The sequence below is a fragment of the Streptomyces clavifer genome (assembly GCF_036345975.1).
GTDB lineage: Bacteria > Actinomycetota > Actinomycetes > Streptomycetales > Streptomycetaceae > Streptomyces > Streptomyces clavifer.
The window spans coordinates 343135-362385 of sequence record NZ_CP107794.1; the positions used below are offsets into that span (position 1 = coordinate 343135).

Annotated in this window: 7 protein-coding genes; 6 read left to right on the forward strand and 1 reads right to left on the reverse strand. The window is 70.8% G+C overall.

What is annotated here, in order from left to right; translation table 11 throughout:
- Positions 1–47 precede the first annotated feature (47 nt).
- Positions 48–1682, reverse strand: coding sequence for a (2,3-dihydroxybenzoyl)adenylate synthase (locus OG927_RS35270; RefSeq protein WP_330321567.1), 1635 nt, complete (start codon positions 1680–1682; stop codon positions 48–50).
- Positions 1683–1962: 280 nt separating this feature from the next.
- Here OG927_RS35270 and OG927_RS35275 point away from each other — a divergent pair, with 280 nt between their 5' ends.
- The 6 genes from OG927_RS35275 to OG927_RS35300 are packed head-to-tail and all read left to right on the forward strand — an operon-like array spanning position 1963 to position 19219.
- A complete protein-coding gene (locus OG927_RS35275; RefSeq protein WP_392929820.1) occupies positions 1963–8535 on the forward strand; it encodes an amino acid adenylation domain-containing protein in 6573 nt (2190 codons plus the stop codon).
- Positions 8532–14069, forward strand: a complete 5538-nt coding sequence (locus OG927_RS35280; RefSeq protein ID WP_330321568.1) for a non-ribosomal peptide synthetase — start codon at positions 8532–8534, stop codon at positions 14067–14069. The genes OG927_RS35275 and OG927_RS35280 overlap by 4 nt, the downstream gene beginning before the upstream one ends.
- Positions 14066–15226: a saccharopine dehydrogenase NADP-binding domain-containing protein gene (locus OG927_RS35285; RefSeq protein ID WP_330321569.1), complete on the forward strand. Its 1161-nt coding sequence runs from the start codon at positions 14066–14068 to the stop codon at positions 15224–15226. Before OG927_RS35280 ends, OG927_RS35285 begins: the two co-directional genes overlap by 4 nt.
- Complete coding sequence (locus OG927_RS35290) at positions 15223–17157, forward strand: Gfo/Idh/MocA family oxidoreductase (protein ID WP_330321570.1); 1935 nt, start codon at positions 15223–15225, stop codon at positions 17155–17157. The genes OG927_RS35285 and OG927_RS35290 overlap by 4 nt, the downstream gene beginning before the upstream one ends.
- On the forward strand, positions 17154–18404 hold the full coding sequence (locus tag OG927_RS35295) for a cytochrome P450 (RefSeq protein ID WP_330321571.1): 1251 nt from the start codon (positions 17154–17156) through the stop codon (positions 18402–18404). The genes OG927_RS35290 and OG927_RS35295 overlap by 4 nt, the downstream gene beginning before the upstream one ends.
- Positions 18401–19219, forward strand: a complete 819-nt coding sequence (locus OG927_RS35300) for a thioesterase II family protein (protein WP_330321572.1) — start codon at positions 18401–18403, stop codon at positions 19217–19219. The genes OG927_RS35295 and OG927_RS35300 overlap by 4 nt, the downstream gene beginning before the upstream one ends.
- The last annotated feature ends 32 nt before the right edge of the window (positions 19220–19251 follow it).

Sequence of the window (19251 nt, forward strand, 5' to 3'; positions counted from 1 at the left end):
TACGGGACCGGAAGGGGAGGGGTACGAATGCCCTCCCCTTCCTGCTTTCACGCCCGGGGCAACTGCCGGGCCAGCGCCGTCTTGTCGATCTTTCCTACGGCTGTGAGAGGCATGTGCCCGACCTCGACCACCTCGTCCGGGGCCTTGTGCTCCGCCATCCCGCGCTCCCTCAAGAAGGCGGCCAGCTCACGAGTGCTGGGCGCGCTCCCCGCGCACATGACGAAGGCGACCGAGCGTTCGCCCCAGCGCTCGTCAGGTACGCCGATCAGGGCGGCGGAGGTGATGGAGGGGTGGGTCAGCAGCTGTTCCTCCACCTCGGTCGCGCCGATCTTCTCGCCCCCGCGATTGATCTGGTCCTTGATCCGGCCCACGACGACGAGGTGCCCGGAGGGGAGGTGCCGTACGAGATCTCCCGTGCGGTAGTAGCCGTCCTCGGTGAACGCCGTCCGGTTGTGCTCCTCGGCCCTGTAGTAGCCGCGCAGCGTGTACGGGCCCCGGGTCAGCAGCTCGCCGGGAGCGCCGTCGGGCACCGGCTCGCCCTCCGCGTCCACGACGAGCACCTCGTCATCGGGTGAGATCGGGCGGCCCTGGGTGGAGCAGACGAGCTCTTCCGGATCGTCGAGACGTGTGAGGTTGATCAACCCTTCCGCCATGCCGAACACCTGCTGCACCGTCACGCCGAGTGCGGGCCCGAGCCGACGCGCGAGGTCGTCGGGCAGCCGGGCCCCGCCGACCTGGACCACGGCGAGGCTGCTGATGTCCGACAGGCCGGTGGCCGCTTCGTCCATCCAGTACGGGACGAGCGGGGGGCTCAGCGAGGTGACGGTCACACCCTCGTGCTCGATGAGCGCGAACGCGGTCTGCGGACTGGGATCGGGCGAGACCACCACGGTCCCGCCACGGAAGAGGGTGCCGAGCACGCCGGGGCAGGACAGCGTGAAGTTGAAGGCGATCGGCAGGACGGCCAGATAGATGGTGCCGGGGTCGAACGCGCAGAGATCGGCGCTGGCCCGCACGTTGTAGCTGTAGTCGTCATGTGTCCTCGGGATGAGCTTGGGCAGTCCTGTGGTTCCGCCGGACAGCAGCAGCAGGGCGAGGTCGCCGGAATCGGCCCCGCCGTCGGCAGGAAGGGGTTCCTGCCCGTTGCCGGCCTCGCGCAGTTCGTCGAACCGGACGAAGTCCTCGTGCCGACCCGTTTCCCCGACCACGACGACATGGCGCAGGGAGCCTGACGACTCATGATCCGCGAGCACCTCCCGCAGTAGCTCGCGGTGATCGAAGCGCGCGTGTCGGTCGGTTATGACGCAGGCCGTGGCCCGGGAGGTGCGTACGAGGTGGCTGATCTCCGTGCGTCGGTGGCCCGGCATGGCGTGTACGGGGACCGCTCCAAGGCGCTGCAGGCCGAACCAGATCAGCACGAATTCGGCGCAGTTGGGCAGCTGGACCACCACTCGGTCTCCTTGCCCCAGTCCAAGGCCGCGCAGTCCGCGCGCGACGCGGTCCGCCTCGCGGTCCAGCTCCGCGTAGGTCCACCGGCGGTCGCCGTCGACCAGCGCGACGCTTCCGGGGCGGGTGGCGGCCCAGCGGCGCAGGGAGGAGCCGAAGGTCACTCCTTCCCAGTGGCCGGCGTTGCGGTAGCGCTCCGATTCGGCTGTTGGCCGGGTGGGTTGTGTCTCGTTCATGGACCTTGCCTTTCGTCACTCTGCGTCAGGTGCTGGCGCACAGGGGTTCGGATGGTTAAGATACGTCTTCAGAAATGATAATCATTTCCAAGTAGATGGCCGACCTCGCGTCGAAGCCGCCGATCATGGCCGGCGAGCACTGGCCCCCCTTGTCTGGAAGGACCCCCCATCAGTGAGCGATGAACCAGCCCCCGGCGCGCAGGCTTCGCGAGGCGGGCCGGTAGACCGTGCCGCCCACGTGCCGAGCGCGGTGCGCGAGGCGGTGGCACGCGCGCTACAGATGGCTCCCCAGGAGCTGGACGGCGACCGAGACCTCTACGAACTCGGTTTGGACTCCCTGATGTTGATGGCACTCGCCGGCGAGTGGCGCCGGGGCGGCAGTGTCGTCACCTTCAAGGAGCTCACCAGCGAGCCCACCCTGAACGCCTGGACGCGCCTGATCGAGGAGAAGGCCCGTGACGGCGCATCCTCCGGTGGGCGGCCCGTGCCGCCCGCTGTCGCGCTTGCGGAAGAGTCCGGACCGTTCCCCTTGGCGACCATGCAGCACGCCTACTGGATCGGCCGCCAGGAGGGTCAGCCTCTCGGTGGTGTCGACGCCCACTTCTACGTCGAGTTGGACGGCGGCGAACTCGACCCGGCCCGCCTGGACACCGCACTGAAGACGCTCGTACGGCGTCATGGCATGTTGCGGGCGGTCTTCGACGAGGAGGGGCGCCAGAGTTACGGCGGGGCGCACGCCGGCCTCACGGTCCATGACCTGCGTTCCCTGACCGCCGACGAGGCCGGCACGGAGCTGGAGCGTATGCGTGAACACAACACCCACGCATGCGGGGACCTCGCGGCCGGCGACGTCTTCCGTGTCGCCCTGTGCCTGCTTCCGGGCGCTGGGACACGGCTGCAGATCGACCTCGACATGATGGCCGGGGACGCGCTGAGCCTGCGGGTCCTGCTGTCCGATCTCCGGGACTTCTACGAATCCCCCGGCGCGATGCCCGTCGAACTCGGCCTCGATTACCGGCAGTACCTCGCCGAACGTGAACGCAGACGAGGGCCCGAGCGCGAACAGGACGCGGCCTGGTGGCGGGAACGGCTGGGCGAACTGCCCGGCGCACCAAGACTGCCGACCACCGTCGATCCGCTCACTCCCGTACAGGCCGGTGACGCCTCGCTCACTCATTCCCGGCGCCTGCACCACTGGCTCGACCCGGAGGCCAAGGCCGCGCTGATCAGCCGTGCCCGACGCCACGGTGTGACCCCCGCCGCAGCTCTTGCCACCGCGTTCGCCGAAGTCATCGCCGCATGGAGCGGCAGCCAGCGGTTCCTGCTCAACCTCCCGCTCTTCGACCGCGAGATGTTCACCCCCGAAGTGGCGAATCTTGTAGGCGACTTCAGCAGTTCGGTCCTGCTCGACGCGGACATGAGCGCCCCGCTGCCCTTCGTCCGCCAGGCACGACAGGTACAGGTAGGGCTCCAGGCCGGCATCTCCCACAGCTCCTACAGCGGTGTGGAGGTCCTGCGCGATCTCGCACGCCTCGAAGGTGCCCCCGTGCTCGCACCGGTCGTCTACACCAGCGCCATCGGACTCGGTGAGATCTTCGAACAGGACGTCCAGAAGTCGTTCGGCCGACCCGTCTGGATCATCTCGCAGGGCCCTCAGGTCTTCCTGGACGCGCAGGTCACCGAGCTCGACGGCGGTTTCCTCCTCAACTGGGACGTACGCGACGGTCTGTTCGAGCCGGGCGTCCCCGAAGCGGCCTTCGACGCGTACCAGCGGCTGATCACCGGTCTCGTCACAGATCCCTCTGCCTGGACCCGCCCCGTGGGCGCCCTGCTCGGCCCCGACGTCCTGTCCCGGCGCGCGGTCGCGGTGCTGCCGCCCACGCCCCAACCGGTCCGCGCCCTGCACACCCGCTTCTTCCGCCTCGCCGAAGCCGAGCCGGCACGGCCCGCCGTCGTGCGCGAGAACGGCGACAGTCGCACATACGGTCAACTCGCGCGTGAAGCACGGCAAGTGGCTTCCCTCCTGCGCCGCCACGGCGTGCGCGAGGGCGACACCGTGACGGTGACCCTTCCCAAGGGCGCCGACCAGATCACCGCCGTACTCGGCGTGCTGGCCGCCGGTGCCGCGTACGCACCTGTGGGAGTGGAGCAACCCGCTGTGCGGCGTGCGCGCATCCACGCGGTCGCCGACCCGTCCGCCGTACTCACCGACCGGGCGCACCGCCACCTGAGCGCGGACGACTCGTCCGCCCCCGTCCTCCTCCTGGAGGACGCCTTGGAGGAGACCCCCGGGCCGGTGGCTCAACCGGACGCCCAACTGCCCGCCTACGTGCTCTTCACCTCCGGATCCACCGGGCTGCCCAAAGGCGTCGAGATCCCGCACCGTGCCGTCGTCAACACCATCGAGGCGATGGAGGACGAACTCGGGCTCGGACCGGATGACCGCACACTCGCGATCTCCGCCCTGGACTTCGACCTTGCCACATGGGACATCTTCACCCCCCTTTCCCTCGGCGGTCAGGTGGTCGCGGTCGGTCAGGAGCACCGCAGGGACGCCCACCACTGGGCCCGGCTCGTACGCACCCACCGGGTGACCCTGGTGCAGTGTGTTCCGGCCCTGCTGGACCTGCTGATGACGGCGGGTGAGGACACGGGTCTCGGAGACTCACTGCGTATGGTCCTGCTCGGCGGGGACTGGGTCGGTCTCGACCAGCCCGACCGCCTGCGTTCCCTCGTTCCCGGCTGCCGCTTCGTGGCACTCGGAGGCATGACGGAAGCGGCGGTGCACTCGACCGTCTTCGAGGTGGACGTCCCCGAACCTGCTTGGAAATCGGTCCCTTACGGTCTGCCTCTGCGGAACACCAGGGCGCGCGTGGTCGACGGCCGAGGACGGGACTGCCCGGACTTCGTCCCGGGGGAACTGTGGGTCGGCGGGCGAGGGGTGGCGGCCGGATACCGATCGGACCCCGAGCGCACGGCCGAACGCTTCGTCGAGCACGACGGCGAACACTGGTACCGCAGCGGCGACCTCGCCCGCTATAGGCCCGACGGCATCCTGGAGTTCCTCGGACGCGCCGACCACCAGGTCAAGATCGGCGGTCACCGCATCGAACTGGGCGAAGTGGAGTCGGCCCTGGAGGCCGATCCGACCGTCTTGCACGCGGTTGCCACGGTCCTGGAGACCCCGGTCCGGCGGCTCGCCGCCGCCGTCTCCGGCCAGGGTGCCACGCCCAGCGCGGACACGGTCCGTGACCGGGTGGCCGAACGGTTGCCGTCCTACATGGTTCCGGACCAGATCCTGGCCCTGGCCGATCTGCCCCTGACCGCCAACGGCAAGCTCGACCGAGCCGCGGTACGCCATGCGCTGGCCGAGGCGGCGGCGGGTGAGGGGTCCGCCCGGACACGAGCGCCGCTCGGCCCGGTGGAGACCGCGGTCGCGCGTGAGTGGTCGGCTCTCCTCGGCGTCGACGGCATCGGTCGGGACAGCAGCTTCTTCCAGCTAGGCGGTGACTCGCTCGTCGCCACCCGCATGATCGGCCGGCTGCGCGCGGCCGGACTCACCGGCGCGCGCGTCGCCGCGTTGTTCACCCACCCTGTCCTCCGTGACTTCTGTGCGACGTTGCGCCCCGCTACGGCGGCCGACGAGGAGGGCCTGGGGGAGGCCCTGGTGCCCGACCCCACTCACGCCCACGAGCCGTTTCCCCTGACCGATGTCCAGGCCGCCTACCACACCGGCCGTGACCCGGGCTTCACCCTGGGCGGCGTCGGTACCTGGCACTACAGCGAGTTCGACGGCACGGATGTCGACCTCGACCGGATGGAGCGGGCCTGGCAGGCGCTCGTCAACCGGCACGGCATGCTGCGGGCCGTCGTCACCGACGGTACCCAGCGCGTCCTGCGCGATGTCCCGGCCCTACGCATCTCCGTCGAGGACATGGGCCTCGAAGAAGCATCCGAGGCCCTGGCCCGCCTGCGAGCACGCCTGTCCCACCAGGTGCGTGACCCCGCCCGCTGGCCCCTGTTCGCGGTCGAGGCGGTGCGCTACCCGGACGCCACCGGCACGACCAGGACCCGTCTCGGCATCGGCCTGGACTACCTCGTCCTCGACGCGCTGTCCATCACCACGCTCTACGCCGAGCTCAACGCCCTCTACGCCGACCCGGAGCGTCCGCTTCCCCCGGTGGACGTGTCGTTCCGCGACTACCTCACCCAACTGCCCTCCGAGCCCGATGCCACCGAGCGTGCCCGCGCGCACTGGCAGGGCCGTCTGGACGAACTGCCCCCGAGCCCTTCGCTGCCCTTCGACCGCGATCCGGCGACCATCGGTGCTCCCTCCTTCACCCGGCGCCGGCTGCGGCTGGACCCGGCGGACTGGCGGACACTCAAGGAGGCCGCCGCCCGCCATGGCCTGACGCCGTCCACCGTGCTGCTCGCTGTGTACTGCGAGGTGCTGGCGGCCTGGAGCGGAACCGACGCCGTCACCGTCACTCTCACGCTGTTCAACCGGCGTGACGCGCACCCGCATATCCATCGGGTGCTGGGTGACTTCACCTCGCTGTCCCTGGCGGGATACCGCCGGGAGGACGAGGGCTGGCCGGCTTCCGCCCTAGCTCTCCAACGGCGTCAGGCCGAGGACCTCGACCACAGGGACGTGCCGATCGACTGGCTGCTGCGGGAGTTCGGCCGCCGCGCGGGGACGGTGGAGTCCGCCGCCCCCGTTGTGTTCACCAGCGCGGTGGGGGTCGGCGACGCGGCCCTGGCGGATCCAGGCAGCGGCTTCCCGGCGAAGATCTGGGGCATCTCGCAGTCCCCCCAGGTCTGTCTGGACAACCAGGTCACCGAGGAGTCCGGAGCACTCGTCGTCACCTGGGACGCGGTGGAGGAACTCTTCGCCGACGGCGTCCTCGACGCCATGTTCACCGCCCACACCCGGCTGCTGCGCCACCTGGTGAAGAGCGACTGGGCGTCACCCCTGCCCGATCCGCTGCCCGCAGCGCAGCGGGAGCGGCGCCGCGCGGCGGTGCTGGAGGCCCGACGGGACCAGCCGGTACCCGCTGCCCTGCATGAAGCCTTCTTCGTGCACGCCGGTAACAGCCCCGGCCGCACAGCTCTCGTCACCCCGGACGGTGCGACGACCGGTTACGGCCCGCTGGCAGAGCAGGCACTGCGTACGGCTGCTGCTCTGGTGGCCGCCGGGGTGGGGGAGGGCGACCTGGTCGCCGTCACCCTGCCCAAGGGCCCGGATCAGATCGCCGCCGTCCTGGGTGTGGTCGCGGCCGGTGCCGCTTATGTGCCGCTCGGTCCCGAACAGCCCGCCGCTCGGCTGGAACGGGTACGCGCCACAGCCGGTTTCCGGCTTGTGGTGGGGAGCTGGCCCGCCCTGTCCGGCCAGGAGGAGAACACGACGGCACCCCACGTGTTGTCATTTCCGGACACGCAGGCGTTTCCGCCGCTGTCGGCCCCCCGAGAGATCCACCACGACGCGCTCGCCTACGTCATCTTCACGTCGGGTTCCACAGGTGAGCCCAAGGGTGTCGAGATCACCCACGCCGCCGCCTGGAACACCGTCGCCGACATCGGGACCCGCCATGGCATCGGTCCGGACGACCGCGTGTTCGCCCTGTCGGCCCTGGACTTCGACCTGTCCGTGTACGACATCTTCGGGTTGTTGTCCGTCGGCGGATCCCTGCTGCTGCCCACCGAGGAGTTGCGCCGCGAACCGGCGCACTGGCCCCGCCTGGTGGCCTGCCATGACGTGACGGTGTGGAACACCGTTCCCGCTCTCCTCGACCTTCTGGTGGACGCCGACGAACGGCGTGCGCCAGGTAACGGCGGCATCCGGGGCCTGCGCACAGCGCTGGTCTCCGGGGACTGGATCGGGCTCGACCTCCCCGGCCGGCTGAAGGAACGGACCGCACGCCCCTGCGCGTTCGTGGCCATGGGCGGAGCCACGGAGGCATCCATCTGGTCGAACACATTGACCGTCGACGAGGTGGACCCCCGATGGGTATCCATCCCGTACGGACGGCCCCTGACCGGGCAGGACTACCGGGTCGTCGACCTGGCGGGGCGTGACTGCCCGGACTGGACCCCCGGAGAGCTGTGGATCGGCGGCCTGGGACTGGCCCGCGGCTACCTGTCGGACCCGGACCGCACAGCGGAGAAGTTCGTCGTGCGGGACGGCCGGCGCTGGTACCGCACGGGAGACCTCGGACGGTACCGGGACGACGGAACACTGGAATTCCTCGGCCGCCTCGACAGCCAGCTGAAGATCGCGGGCCACCGCATCGAGGCCGGTGAGATCGAGGCCGCCCTCGAAGCACACCCGGACGTGGTACGTGCCGCGGTGGTCGCGGTGGGGGAGCGCACAGCCAAGCGTCTCGTCGCCTTCGTCGTGCCGCGGGAGGTCACCGCCGCCGACGACGTCATCGCTGTTCTCCCCGCCTGGCTCGCCGAGCGGCTGGCCGCCTACGCCGTGCCGTCCCGGCTGCTCCCGTTGCCGGCCCTGCCGTTGACCGGCAACGGGAAGGTGGACCGGAACACCCTGGTCCGCACGGCCGAGCAGGAGACCACCGCCACCGGTGCCGAGCCGCCGCGGGGCGAGGTCGAGACGGTCCTCGCGGAGCTGTGGCAGGAGTACGTGCCCGGCCACGCACCGGACCGCAACGCCAACTTCTTCACGCTCGGCGGAGACAGCCTCTCCGCGCTCCGCCTGGTCGGCGCGGTCGAACGCCGGCTCGGGGTCTCCGTGCCCGCCCGGCGCATCTACGCCGCTCCGACCATCGCCGCCCTCGGCGCGGACATCACCCGCACGCTTGCCGACTCGACCGCTTACGAAACTGGAGAACTGTGAACCCCGCTGAACTTCTGGCCCGCTGCGCCGACGAGGGCGTGCACCTCTGGGCTCAGGACGGACAACTACGCTTCCGCGCACCGCAGGGCCGGCTCACGGACGAAATCCGGACCGAACTGCGCACGCACAAGGCAGCGATCCTGCACCACCTGCAAGCTGACGACACCGTCCTGCGGAGCGACGAAGCCGGGCGCCACGATCCCTTTCCGCTGACGGACATCCAGGCGGCCTACCTCATCGGCCGCACCGATGCCTACGCCTACGGCGGCGTCGGCTGCCATGCCTACGTCGAACTGGAGTACGCCGAGCTCGACGTGGAGCGCGTCGCCACCGTGTGGGGCGAGTTGGTCCAGCGGCACGACATGCTGCGCGCCGTCATCCACAGCGACGGCTACCAGCGGGTGCTGCCCGACGTCCCCGCACCGGACGTGACCGTCGACGACCTGGTTGCCATCGCCGACGTGAGCGAGGCCGACGCGGCCGTCGCGCGCACCCGGGCGCGGATGTCCGTACGGCGGAAGCCCACCGACCACTGGCCGCTGTTCGACGTGCACGTGAGCCTGACCGGCACGCGTGCCGTGCTTCACCTGTCCTTCGACATGCTCACCGTCGACCACGCCAGCCTGCGGATCCTCCTCGCCGAGTTCCAGACCCGTTACCGCGGCTCCGCATTGTCCGAGGCACCCCGGATCTCCTTCCGCGACTACGTCCTGGCCCGGCGTGCCCTCGCCGAAGGCGCCGAGTACACCCGGGACCGGGCGTACTGGACGGACCGGCTCGACACACTTCCGCCCGCTCCCGAACTTCCTCTCTCGGAAACCTGGGAGCCGAAGGTGGAGGGCGCCACGGTCACCGGCCGCGAAGCCGCGACCGGTGACGCCGCGAGCTTCGCCAGGCTCGAGTACCTGCTCCCCTCCTCCGCCAGGGAACGCTTCACCGAACGGGCGGCACGACGAGGACTGACTGTGTCCGCCGCACTGCTCACCGCTTACGCCGAGACAGTCGGCCGCTGGTCACGCACCACCCGGTTCACCCTCAACGTGCCGACGGTGGACCGCCCCCCGCTGCACGAGGACATAGGCCGGCTCGTCGGTGACTTCACCTCCCTCGAACTGCTGGCCGTCGACCTCGACGCCCCGGTGTCCTTCGCCGAACGGACCCAGACCCTCGGCGGCCAGCTCCTCGAAGACCTGAGCCACCCCCTGTTCACCGGATCCGAGGTGCTGGCCGAGCTTTCCCGCAGAACCGGCGCGCCGGTCCTCATGCCGGTCGTCTTCACCAGTGCCCTCAGCTCCGGTGCGGCATCGGGCGGGGTGCCCCCGGAGGTGACGTATGCCGTCACCCAGACGCCGCAGGTGTGGCTCGACTGCCAGGTCATGCGGCGAGGTGACGCGCTGACCCTGTCGTGGGACATTCGGGAGGGGGCACTCAGCGGCTCGGTCGCCGAGGACATGTTCGCCGCCTACACCGCCCTCATACGCCTTCTATCGGGCGAAGGCGCCGACGGTGAGGCGGCCTGGGACGAGCCGGCCCACGTCGAACTCCCGGTGTCCCAGACCGCCCGCAGGTCCGAGGTGAACGCGACCGAAGGGCCGCTGCCGGACACCCTGCTCCACGCACCCGTGCTCACCCAGGCGAAGGCCACACCGGACGCGATCGCGGTCCGGACACCCGAGCTGGCCCTGTCGTACCGGCAGCTCGTCCACCGCGCGAGCGCCTTGGCCGGCACGCTGGAGGAGTCCGGGCTGCGGCCGGGTGAGCCGGTGGCCATCTGGATGGACAAGGGGTGGGAACAGGCGGTCGCCGTGCTCGGGGTACTCATCGCGGGCGGCGCGTACCTCCCTGTCGACACGGCACAGCCGCCGGCCCGCCGGGACACGATCCTGGCGGATGCCGCTGTCCGCACGGTCCTGACGCAGTCCTGGCTCGCCGAGACCGACGACCTCCCCCCGAACGTGTCCGCCTCGGCCGTCGACCTGCTGCCGGAGGACCTCCCGGCCACGACGCCCCACGTACCCCGCCACCCCGACGAACTCGCCTACGTCATCTACACGTCGGGCTCAACCGGCACGCCCAAGGGCGTGATGATCAGCCACCGCGCCGCCCTCAACACCGTCGAGGACATCAACCGCCGGTACGCCATCAACGACCAGGACCGCGTCCTCGGCATCGCGGGGCTGAGCTTCGACCTCTCCGTCTACGACCTGTTCGGCCCCCTGTCGGTGGGCGCGACACTCGTCCTGCCCCAGGCCGAGCGGCGCGGCGACCCCTCGCACTGGGCCGAACTAGTCCAAGACTTCGGCGTCACCGTCTGGAACTCCGTGCCCGGACAGCTGCACATGCTGTGCGACTGGCTCCGCGCCGAGCCAGCCGCCGACGACGACAGCACCCTGAGGCTGGCCCTCATCTCCGGCGACTGGGTCCCGGTCGCCCTGCCCGACGAGGCCCGTGCCGTCCTGCCGGGCCTGGAAGTCATCTCCCTCGGCGGCGCGACCGAAGGCTCCATCTGGTCCATCGCGCACCCCGTCGGCGAAGTGGACACCGCACGCCCGAGCATCCCCTACGGCAAGCCCCTGACCAACCAGAGTTTCGCCGTGCTCGACCAGCAGCTGCGCCCACGGCCCGAATGGGTCCCGGGTGAGCTGTACATCGCCGGAGCCGGCGTCGCCATGGGCTACCTCGGTGACGAAGCACGCACCGCAGAGCGGTTCCTCGAGCACCCCGCCAGCGGTGAACGGATCTATCGCACGGGCGACCTCGGACGCTACCTCCCCGACGGAACCATCGAGTTCCTCGGCCGCGAGGACGCCCAGGTGAAGATCCGCGGCTACCGGGTCGAACTCGCCGAGGTCGAAGCAGCCGTCCAAGCACACCCGGCCGTGGCCGCCGGCGCGGTCGTCGTCGACGACTCCGGCTCCGGGGGAAGGCGCCTCGCCGCTTTCGTCGAGACGGCCCGCAGCGAAGGCGACGAGCCGGCGAGGCAGGCCACCGAAGGCGTCCACAAGGCGGCGGCCGAAGCCGTACGCGCAGCGTCCGAAGCCGTCGACCCCGCGCAGTTGACGGCCTTCCTCGGCGCTCTCGACGACGTCGCGCTCGCAGAAATGACGCGCGTGCTCCTGGCGGCCGGGCTCTTCGGGGACGGCGCCGCACACTCGGCGGACGAGGTGGGCACCGCCCTGCGCTCGACCCCCCGCCACCGTCACATCGTGCGGCGCTGGCTGCGCGCGCTGGCCGGCCGGGGGCAGCTGACGCACCGCGACGCCGATGACACCTATAGGGGCCTCGCTGCCATCCCCGGGGCCGAGCTGGAACGGAGGTGGCGGCGCGCCGCCGAACTGGAACGCGAGGTTGGGTGGAGCACCGAGCTGCTCACCGTCATGCGCACCTGCGCCGACCGGCTGCCGGAGCTGATCGCCGGAGACACAGGGATCAGGGAGCTCCTTTTCCCCGGCGCGGCGCTGGAGGCGGCGGACGCCGCCTACCGCGACAACCTCGCCATCCGCCACCTCAACCGTGCCGTCGTCGCCGCACTGGCCGAGATCGCCGCCGCACACACCGGCGAGGACCGGCTGCGGGTGCTGGAAGTGGGCGGAGGCGTCGGCGGCACCACGGGCGAACTGGTGCCCGTACTCGCCGAGTACGGGGTGGACTACCTCTTCACGGATGCGTCGGCCTTCTTCCTCAACGAGGCACGCGAACGCTTCGCGGACCACGCCTGGGTGCGGTACCAGCGATTCGACGTAGACGAGGACCCGCGAGAGCAGGGCCTCGTACCCAACACCTTCGACGTCGTGGTGTGCGCCAACACCCTGCACGCCGCCGCCGACGCCGATGCGGCAGTGGGCCGGCTGCGAGAACTGCTGGTTCCCGGCGGACAGCTCGTGTTCGTCGAAAACACCCGTGACGAGAACTGCCCTCTGCTGGTCTCCATGGAGTTCCTTGAGGTCGCCGGACACACCTGGACCGACGTACGCGCACACACCGGCCAGTCCTTCCTCACCCACTCGCAGTGGCGGGAGCTCCTCGACCGGCACGAGGTGACGGACGTGGTGTCACTGCCGGAGCCGGAGGACCCGCTGGCCGCCACCGGGCAGGAGGTGTTCATCGCCACGGTGAAGGGCGACCGGCACCACGTACCTGTGGGCGAGCTTTCGCGCAGCGCCGCCACGCGGCTGCCCGAGTACATGCTTCCCACCGTCTGGCAGGTGGTCGACACCCTGCCCCGCACTGCCAACGGCAAGACCGACCGGTCACTGTTGCGGACCTGGCTGCCCCGGGAGACCACCCGGCCCGTGGTGGACGAGCGGCCGATGGACGACCTCGAGACCAGCCTGGCCGGGCTTTGGGCAGAGCTCCTGTCGGTCGAGCGCGTCACCAGGAACGACGACTTCTTCGCCCTGGGCGGGGACTCCCTGCTGGTCGCCCGCATGGTGGCCCAACTGCGCGACCGCGTACCGCAGGCCGCCGAACTCGAATGGGAAGTCGTCCTGCGGCACATGCTCCGCCGCCCCACGGTGGCCGGACTCGCCGGCTTCCTGCGGGGACTGTCCAGCGAGGAGGAAGCACTGGGGAACGGGACCGCGATACGGACCGATCCCGTCATCCACCTGCACGGTGCGCGGTCGGCCGATGAGCCGACAACGGTGCTCGTGCACGCCGGAACCGCCACGATCATGCCGTACCGGGCGCTGATCACCGAGATCAGGCGACGCTCCCCAGGACTCGCCGAGGTGGTCGGCGTGGAGGTCCCCGACCTGAACGGCTTCCTCGCCTCCCCGCCCGAGGGACTCATCGAGCAGCTCGCCGCCGACTACGCACGCGCCCTGACAGCGGGCGGCCGACGCCGCTTCCACGTCGTGGGTTACTGCCTGGGCGGACTGATTGCCACCGAAGTGGCCCGCAACCTGGCGGAGTCCGGGGCCGAGGTGGAGAGCCTCACGGTCATCAGCAGCCACAGCCCGCGCTTCCGTCTGGACGACGAGTTGCTCTCCGAGTACTCCTTCGCCGTCATGATGGGCATCGACCCCGCCGCGCTGGGTTTCCCCGGCGACCAGTACCGGGTGGCCGCGGCAGCCGATGCCGTCCTGGCCGGCAGCCCCGGGGTCCTGCCCGACGGCGGGCTCGCCGCGCTCCCTGCCGAGTTCGCCGACGTCGCGGACCGCTTCCGGGCCCTGGCCGAGGTGCCCCGCGCGACCCGCATAGCGCGGATGTGCGAGGCCGTCCCGGCATCCGCGGGCACCTACGAACCCGAGCACATGACACGGCTGTTCCTCGCCTTCCGGCAGAGCGTCTTCGCCATCACCCGCTACGACGCCGAGCCGTACGCGGGCGACATCACCTTCCTGCGTCACGACGGTGCGTATCCCTTCCCCGGAAGCAAGGACGCCGTCACCACGTACTGGCACGAACTGGCACTGGGCGAGCTGGACATCGTCGACATCGGCGGAGACCACTACAGCTGTCTGTCCGTCGAACACGCCGCCACCATCCTCAAGACCCTCAGTGAGCTGACCCAGGGAGCGATCACCCGATGACGAAAAGACCTCTCATCGGTGTCCTGGGCGCTTCCGGAGCCGTGGGCCGGGCCGCCGTGCGCGAGCTGCGGGCACTCGGCCACGGGGGACTGCGGCTGGGCGGTCGCACCCCGTCGGCGCTCCGTGCGATCGCTGAGCAGGACCCACATGGCCGTGACGAGACCGTCAGAGCGGACGCCGAGACCGCGGGCGGCCTGATCGCCTTCGTCGACGGTTGCGACGTCGTCCTCAACTGCGTCGGCCCCACCTACCGGCTCCGGGCCACCGTCGCCTCGGCCGCTCTCGCTGCCGGAGCACACTGCGTGGACGTCGCCGGGGACGACCCGGCCGCCGAGGACCTGCTCAAGGACGGCGACCCCGGCCAGGACGGCCGGTCCGTGGTCCTGTCGGCGGGGGCGCTGCCCGGCCTGTCCAGCCTGCTGCCGCGCTGGCTGGCCCGGCAGGGCCTCGACCGGCCCACCGGTCTGACGGCGCACTGCGGCGGCCTGGAGACCTGCTCACCCACGGTGGCGCAGGACCTCATGCTCTCGCTCACCTCCGGGGGCGCGGACGGCGCCGCCTACGGCGAGCCGCTCGCGGCCGTCCGGGGCGGCCGTCGCGTCACACGCGCGTTGCGTACCGCCGAGGACACCGAACGGGCAGGATTCCCCGGCAGGGTCGCTGTGCAGCCCTACCTGAGTGGGGAGAGCGAACGCCTCGCGAACGACCTGGGGCTCGACCGGCTCGACTGGTACAACGTCCACCCGGGTGCCCAGGTGCGCTCCCTGCTCAGCCTCCTGCCGGGCCACCTTGCTGAGGGCGCCGACCCGGACGAGCTGGCACGCCGCCTGATCCTCGCAGCCGACCTCGACCTGGCCGGGCGCAAGCCCTACTACGTCATGGACTTCGAACTGGCCGGGGCCGCGTCAGGACGGCCCGCGACGGCCGGACTGACGCTGCGCGCCGCCAGCAGCTACCGGCTGACGGCCGCCGTCGGCGCGCTGGCGGTCGACGCGGTCCTGAACGCCGTGGTGCCCCCCGGTGTCCACTTCGCGTGCGACGTGCTCGACCCCGATGCCGTGGTCCGCCACCTGCGTACGGGCGGTGCCGGCGAGCTGCGGCTCACCGGCACCGCCGCACCGGCGGACACCGAGCCGGACGAGGAGGGGGTCCTGTGACCGCCGCAGCACCCTTCCGCGTCCTCGTCTGCGGCACCAACTTCGGCCGCTTCTACGCCGAAGCCGTTCGCAGGCGGCCCGGATACGTCCTGGCCGGCATCCTCAGCCGGGGCTCCGCCGCCTCAAGGGCGTACGCGGAAAGCACCGGCGTGCCCTTCTTCACGGACGTCGATCAGCTCCCGGACGACATCGACGCCGCGTGCGTGGCGGTCAGCTCCTCGATCTCCGGCGGAGAGGGAACGGAGCTGGCCAGGGCACTGATGGACCGCGGCATCCACGTACTTCAGGAACACCCCGTGCACCTCACGGAACTGACGGACTGCCTGAGACACGCACGTCGCCGTGGAGTGCAGTACCGCATCAACACCCACTATCCGCACGTGGGCCCCGTCCGCTCCTTCATCGGAGCGGCCCGCAGGCTCACCACCCAGCAGAAGCCGCTGTTCGTGGACGCGGCCACGCCCGTCCACCTGCTGCACCCGATGGTGGACATCCTCGGTCAGGCGCTGGGAACCCTGCGCCCCTGGCGCTTCGCCGACCCGGCCGCGCTGCCCCCGGACATCGGTCCGCAGCCGTTCCGCACCCTGCAGGGCATGATCGGCGGCGTACCTGTCACCTTGCGGGTGCACCACCAGCTCGATCCGTCCGACCGGGACAACCACGCACTGCACTGGCACCGGCTCTCCATCGGTACCGAGGGAGGCGTCCTCGCACTGGCCGACACTCACGGACCGGTCCTGTGGAGTCCGCGGCTGCACATCACCAGGGACGAGGACCGCCGGTTTCGCCTCGATGGCCCGGGCACGGGAAGTCTCGGTCTCGGCACCACCGCGATCGTCGGCACCACCGGCACCTTCCGGAACGTGTTCACCGACCTGTGGCCGCAGGCGATCGGCAGCGCCCTCGACGGCCTGCGCGACGCGGCGGTGCGTGGTGGAGACGCGCTTCGAGCGGGGCAGTACGACCTCGCGGTCTGCCGCATCTGGTCCGACCTCGCGGCCCGGCTGGGGCCGCCCGAGATCGTCAGGCCCGGGACTCCGCGCCCCCTTTCGGCCGGCGACGTGTTCCCGGACCCCGAGCCGGCCGCGTTCACCACTCGACGGGCCGCTCCGCCTGAGCACTCCGGAGAAACGGCTTCCTACACTCCCTCGGCGGAGTTCTTCGACCTCGTCGCGGCACAGCACACCGCGACCGCGAGTGCCTCCGCCGTCGCCGCCCTGTTCGCCGACGCCGAACTCGGTGACGGCCCTGTGCTCGACATCGGCGCGGGAACCGGACTCCTGACCGAAGCCGTCGCTCGCGCCAGGCCCGACGTGGAGATCCTCGCCTGCGAACCGGCCGTCGGCATGCGCGCCGTACTGACCAGTCGGGTCTTCAGCGATCTGGACCTGCGCTCCCGGGTCACCATCACGGCCGACGCCGCTCCTGACTGCGAACTGCCCGACCGCATCGGCGCCGTCCTCCTCTGCGGGGTCCTCGGCCACCTCGGCGCCGCAGAGCGCCGCAGGCTCTGGGAGAGGCTGAGACAACGGCTGGCCCCCGGCGGATTCGTCGTCGTGGAACTCATGGGATTCGACGCGCTGCTGACTCTGCCCGAGACGAGGCTCGCCACCGCTCGTGCCGGACAGCACCGATACGAATGGTCGTTCTCCGGGGCGCCGGACGAGACGGACCCGGTCGCGATGCGCTTGCACACCACCTGGCGCGTCCACCGCGACGACGAACCCGGTGTGGTGCGCGAGGTGCACGACTCGTACCGCTGGCACCCCTTCGGTCTCAGCGACGTCGCCGCCGAGTCCGGCATGACCGTACGCGCCCTGCCCACCCGGCCCGGTGCGCCGCCGCTGGCCGTACTCACCCACGAGCCAGGCCCGGTACCCGCCGCCCACCCCCACTCGTCTCCGTCTACGCCTACCGAGGACCACCGATGAACACTTCCACCCCTCCCGGCTCCAGCACCCCCGGCGGGAGCGGGCTGTCCGAAGCCGGCCGGCCCCGCGACTTCCCGATCCAGCGAGGCTGCCCCTTTGCCGCGCCCGCCGAGTACGACACCCTGCGCACCGACGATCCGGTGACCCGCGTGACGCTCCCCACCAAGCGCGAGGCATGGGTGGTGTCCCGCTACGACGACGTGCGCGCCCTGCTCTCCGATCCACGCGCCAGCGCGGACATCCGCCGCCCCAACTTCCCGGCGCTCGGCGAGGGGGAGCAGGAGGCCGGGGCCAAATTCCGCCCCTTCATCCGCACGGACGCCCCCGAGCACACCCGCTACCGCCGCATGCTCCTCCCGGAGTTCACCGTCCGGCGCGTACGCGCCATGCGGCCCGCCGTACAGGCCCGCGTGGACGAACTCGTGGACGACATGCTCGCCGCCGAGCAGCCGGTCGACTTCGTCTCCGCGTACGCCAACGCCGTCTCCACATCGGTGATCTGCGAACTGCTCGGCATTCCCCGGAAGAACCTCGAATTCTTCCGGGATGTCACCCGGATCTCCGGCTCCCGCCACAGCACCGCCGAGCAGGTCTCCGAAGCCCTCGGCGGTCTCTTCGGCCTCATCGCCGAGCTGGTGGCCGAACGCCAGAAGGAACCCGGCGACGACCTGCTCTCCAAGCTCGTCACCGATCACCTGAACACCGGAAACGTCACCCTGAACGAACTGCTCTCCGCCGTCGGCATCACCATCAACGCCGGCCGCGAGACCAGTACGAACATGATCGCCCTCAGCACGCTGCTGCTCCTGGACCGGCCCGACCTGAAGGAGGAACTGCTGGCCGACCCCACGCTCATGCCCCGCGCCGTCGACGAACTGCTGCGCGTCATGTCCATCGCCGACTCCATCCCGCTGCGGGTGGCCGCCGAGGACATCGAGCTCTCCAGCCGGGTGATACCCGCCGACGACGGTGTCATCGGACTCCTCGCCGGGGCCAACCACGACCCCGAGCAGTTCGAGCACCCGGAACAGGTCGACTTCCACCGGCCGGAGAACCACCACATCGCGTTCGGCTACGGCGTCCACCAGTGCATCGGGCAACATCTGGCCCGGCTGGAGCTGGAAATCGCCCTGGAGACACTCCTGCGCCGGGTTCCGACCCTGCGTCTCGCGGGTGACCGCGAGGAGGTCACGTTCAAGCATGACTCGGCCACCTTCGGACTCGAAGAGCTGATGGTGACCTGGTGACCGCCTCCTCCCTCTCACTCCCGAACGCCTCCCACAGCCCGTGGATCAGGCGCTGGAGCGACGGGACCGCCCCCCGCCTCCGGCTGATCTGCCTTCCGCACGCGGGCGGCAGCGCGGGCTTCTACCGCCCCTGGGCGGCACTGCTGCCCCCTGAGGTCGAACTGCTCGCCATCCAGTACCCCGGCCGCGAGGACCGCTACGAAGACCCCGCCACCGCGAGCATGGATGAGTTGGTCACCGCCCTCGCGGACGTCCTGTCGCCCCTGCTCGACCGGCCGTACGCCCTCTTCGGGCACAGCATGGGATCAGCCGTCGCCTGGGAACTGGCCCACGAGCTGAACGGCCGCGGGGCAGCGGCCCCGCGCCGCCTGTTCGTCTCCGGCCGCGCCGCCCCCGGTACGGCCGTGGTCGGTGACGTACACCGCCAGGACGACGACGTGCTCTGCGCCGAACTGCGACGGCTGGGCGGCACCAGCAGCGAGGTGCTCGACGATCCGGGCCTCCGTGCCCTGGTCCTCGGCACCGTACGCGACGACTACCGGCTCATCGAGACCTACCGTCCCTCCGTCCGCCCGCGACTGGACTGCCCGGTCCACGTACTGACCGGCAGCGAGGACCCGGAACTAGGCCAGGAGCGCATCAGCGAGCGGGCCGGAGGCTGGGCGGATCTCACGACCGCCCGTACCGAGGTGCGCACCTTCCCCGGCGACCACTTCTACCTCACCCCCCGGCGCCGGGAGGTCGTCGCCACCGTCCTGCGGCGGATGGACCCCTCACTGACCACGGGCGGACACATGTGGCCGAGCACGCCGTGAGCCGGCCGCCGCGTCCCCGTCCGTTCTCCTGG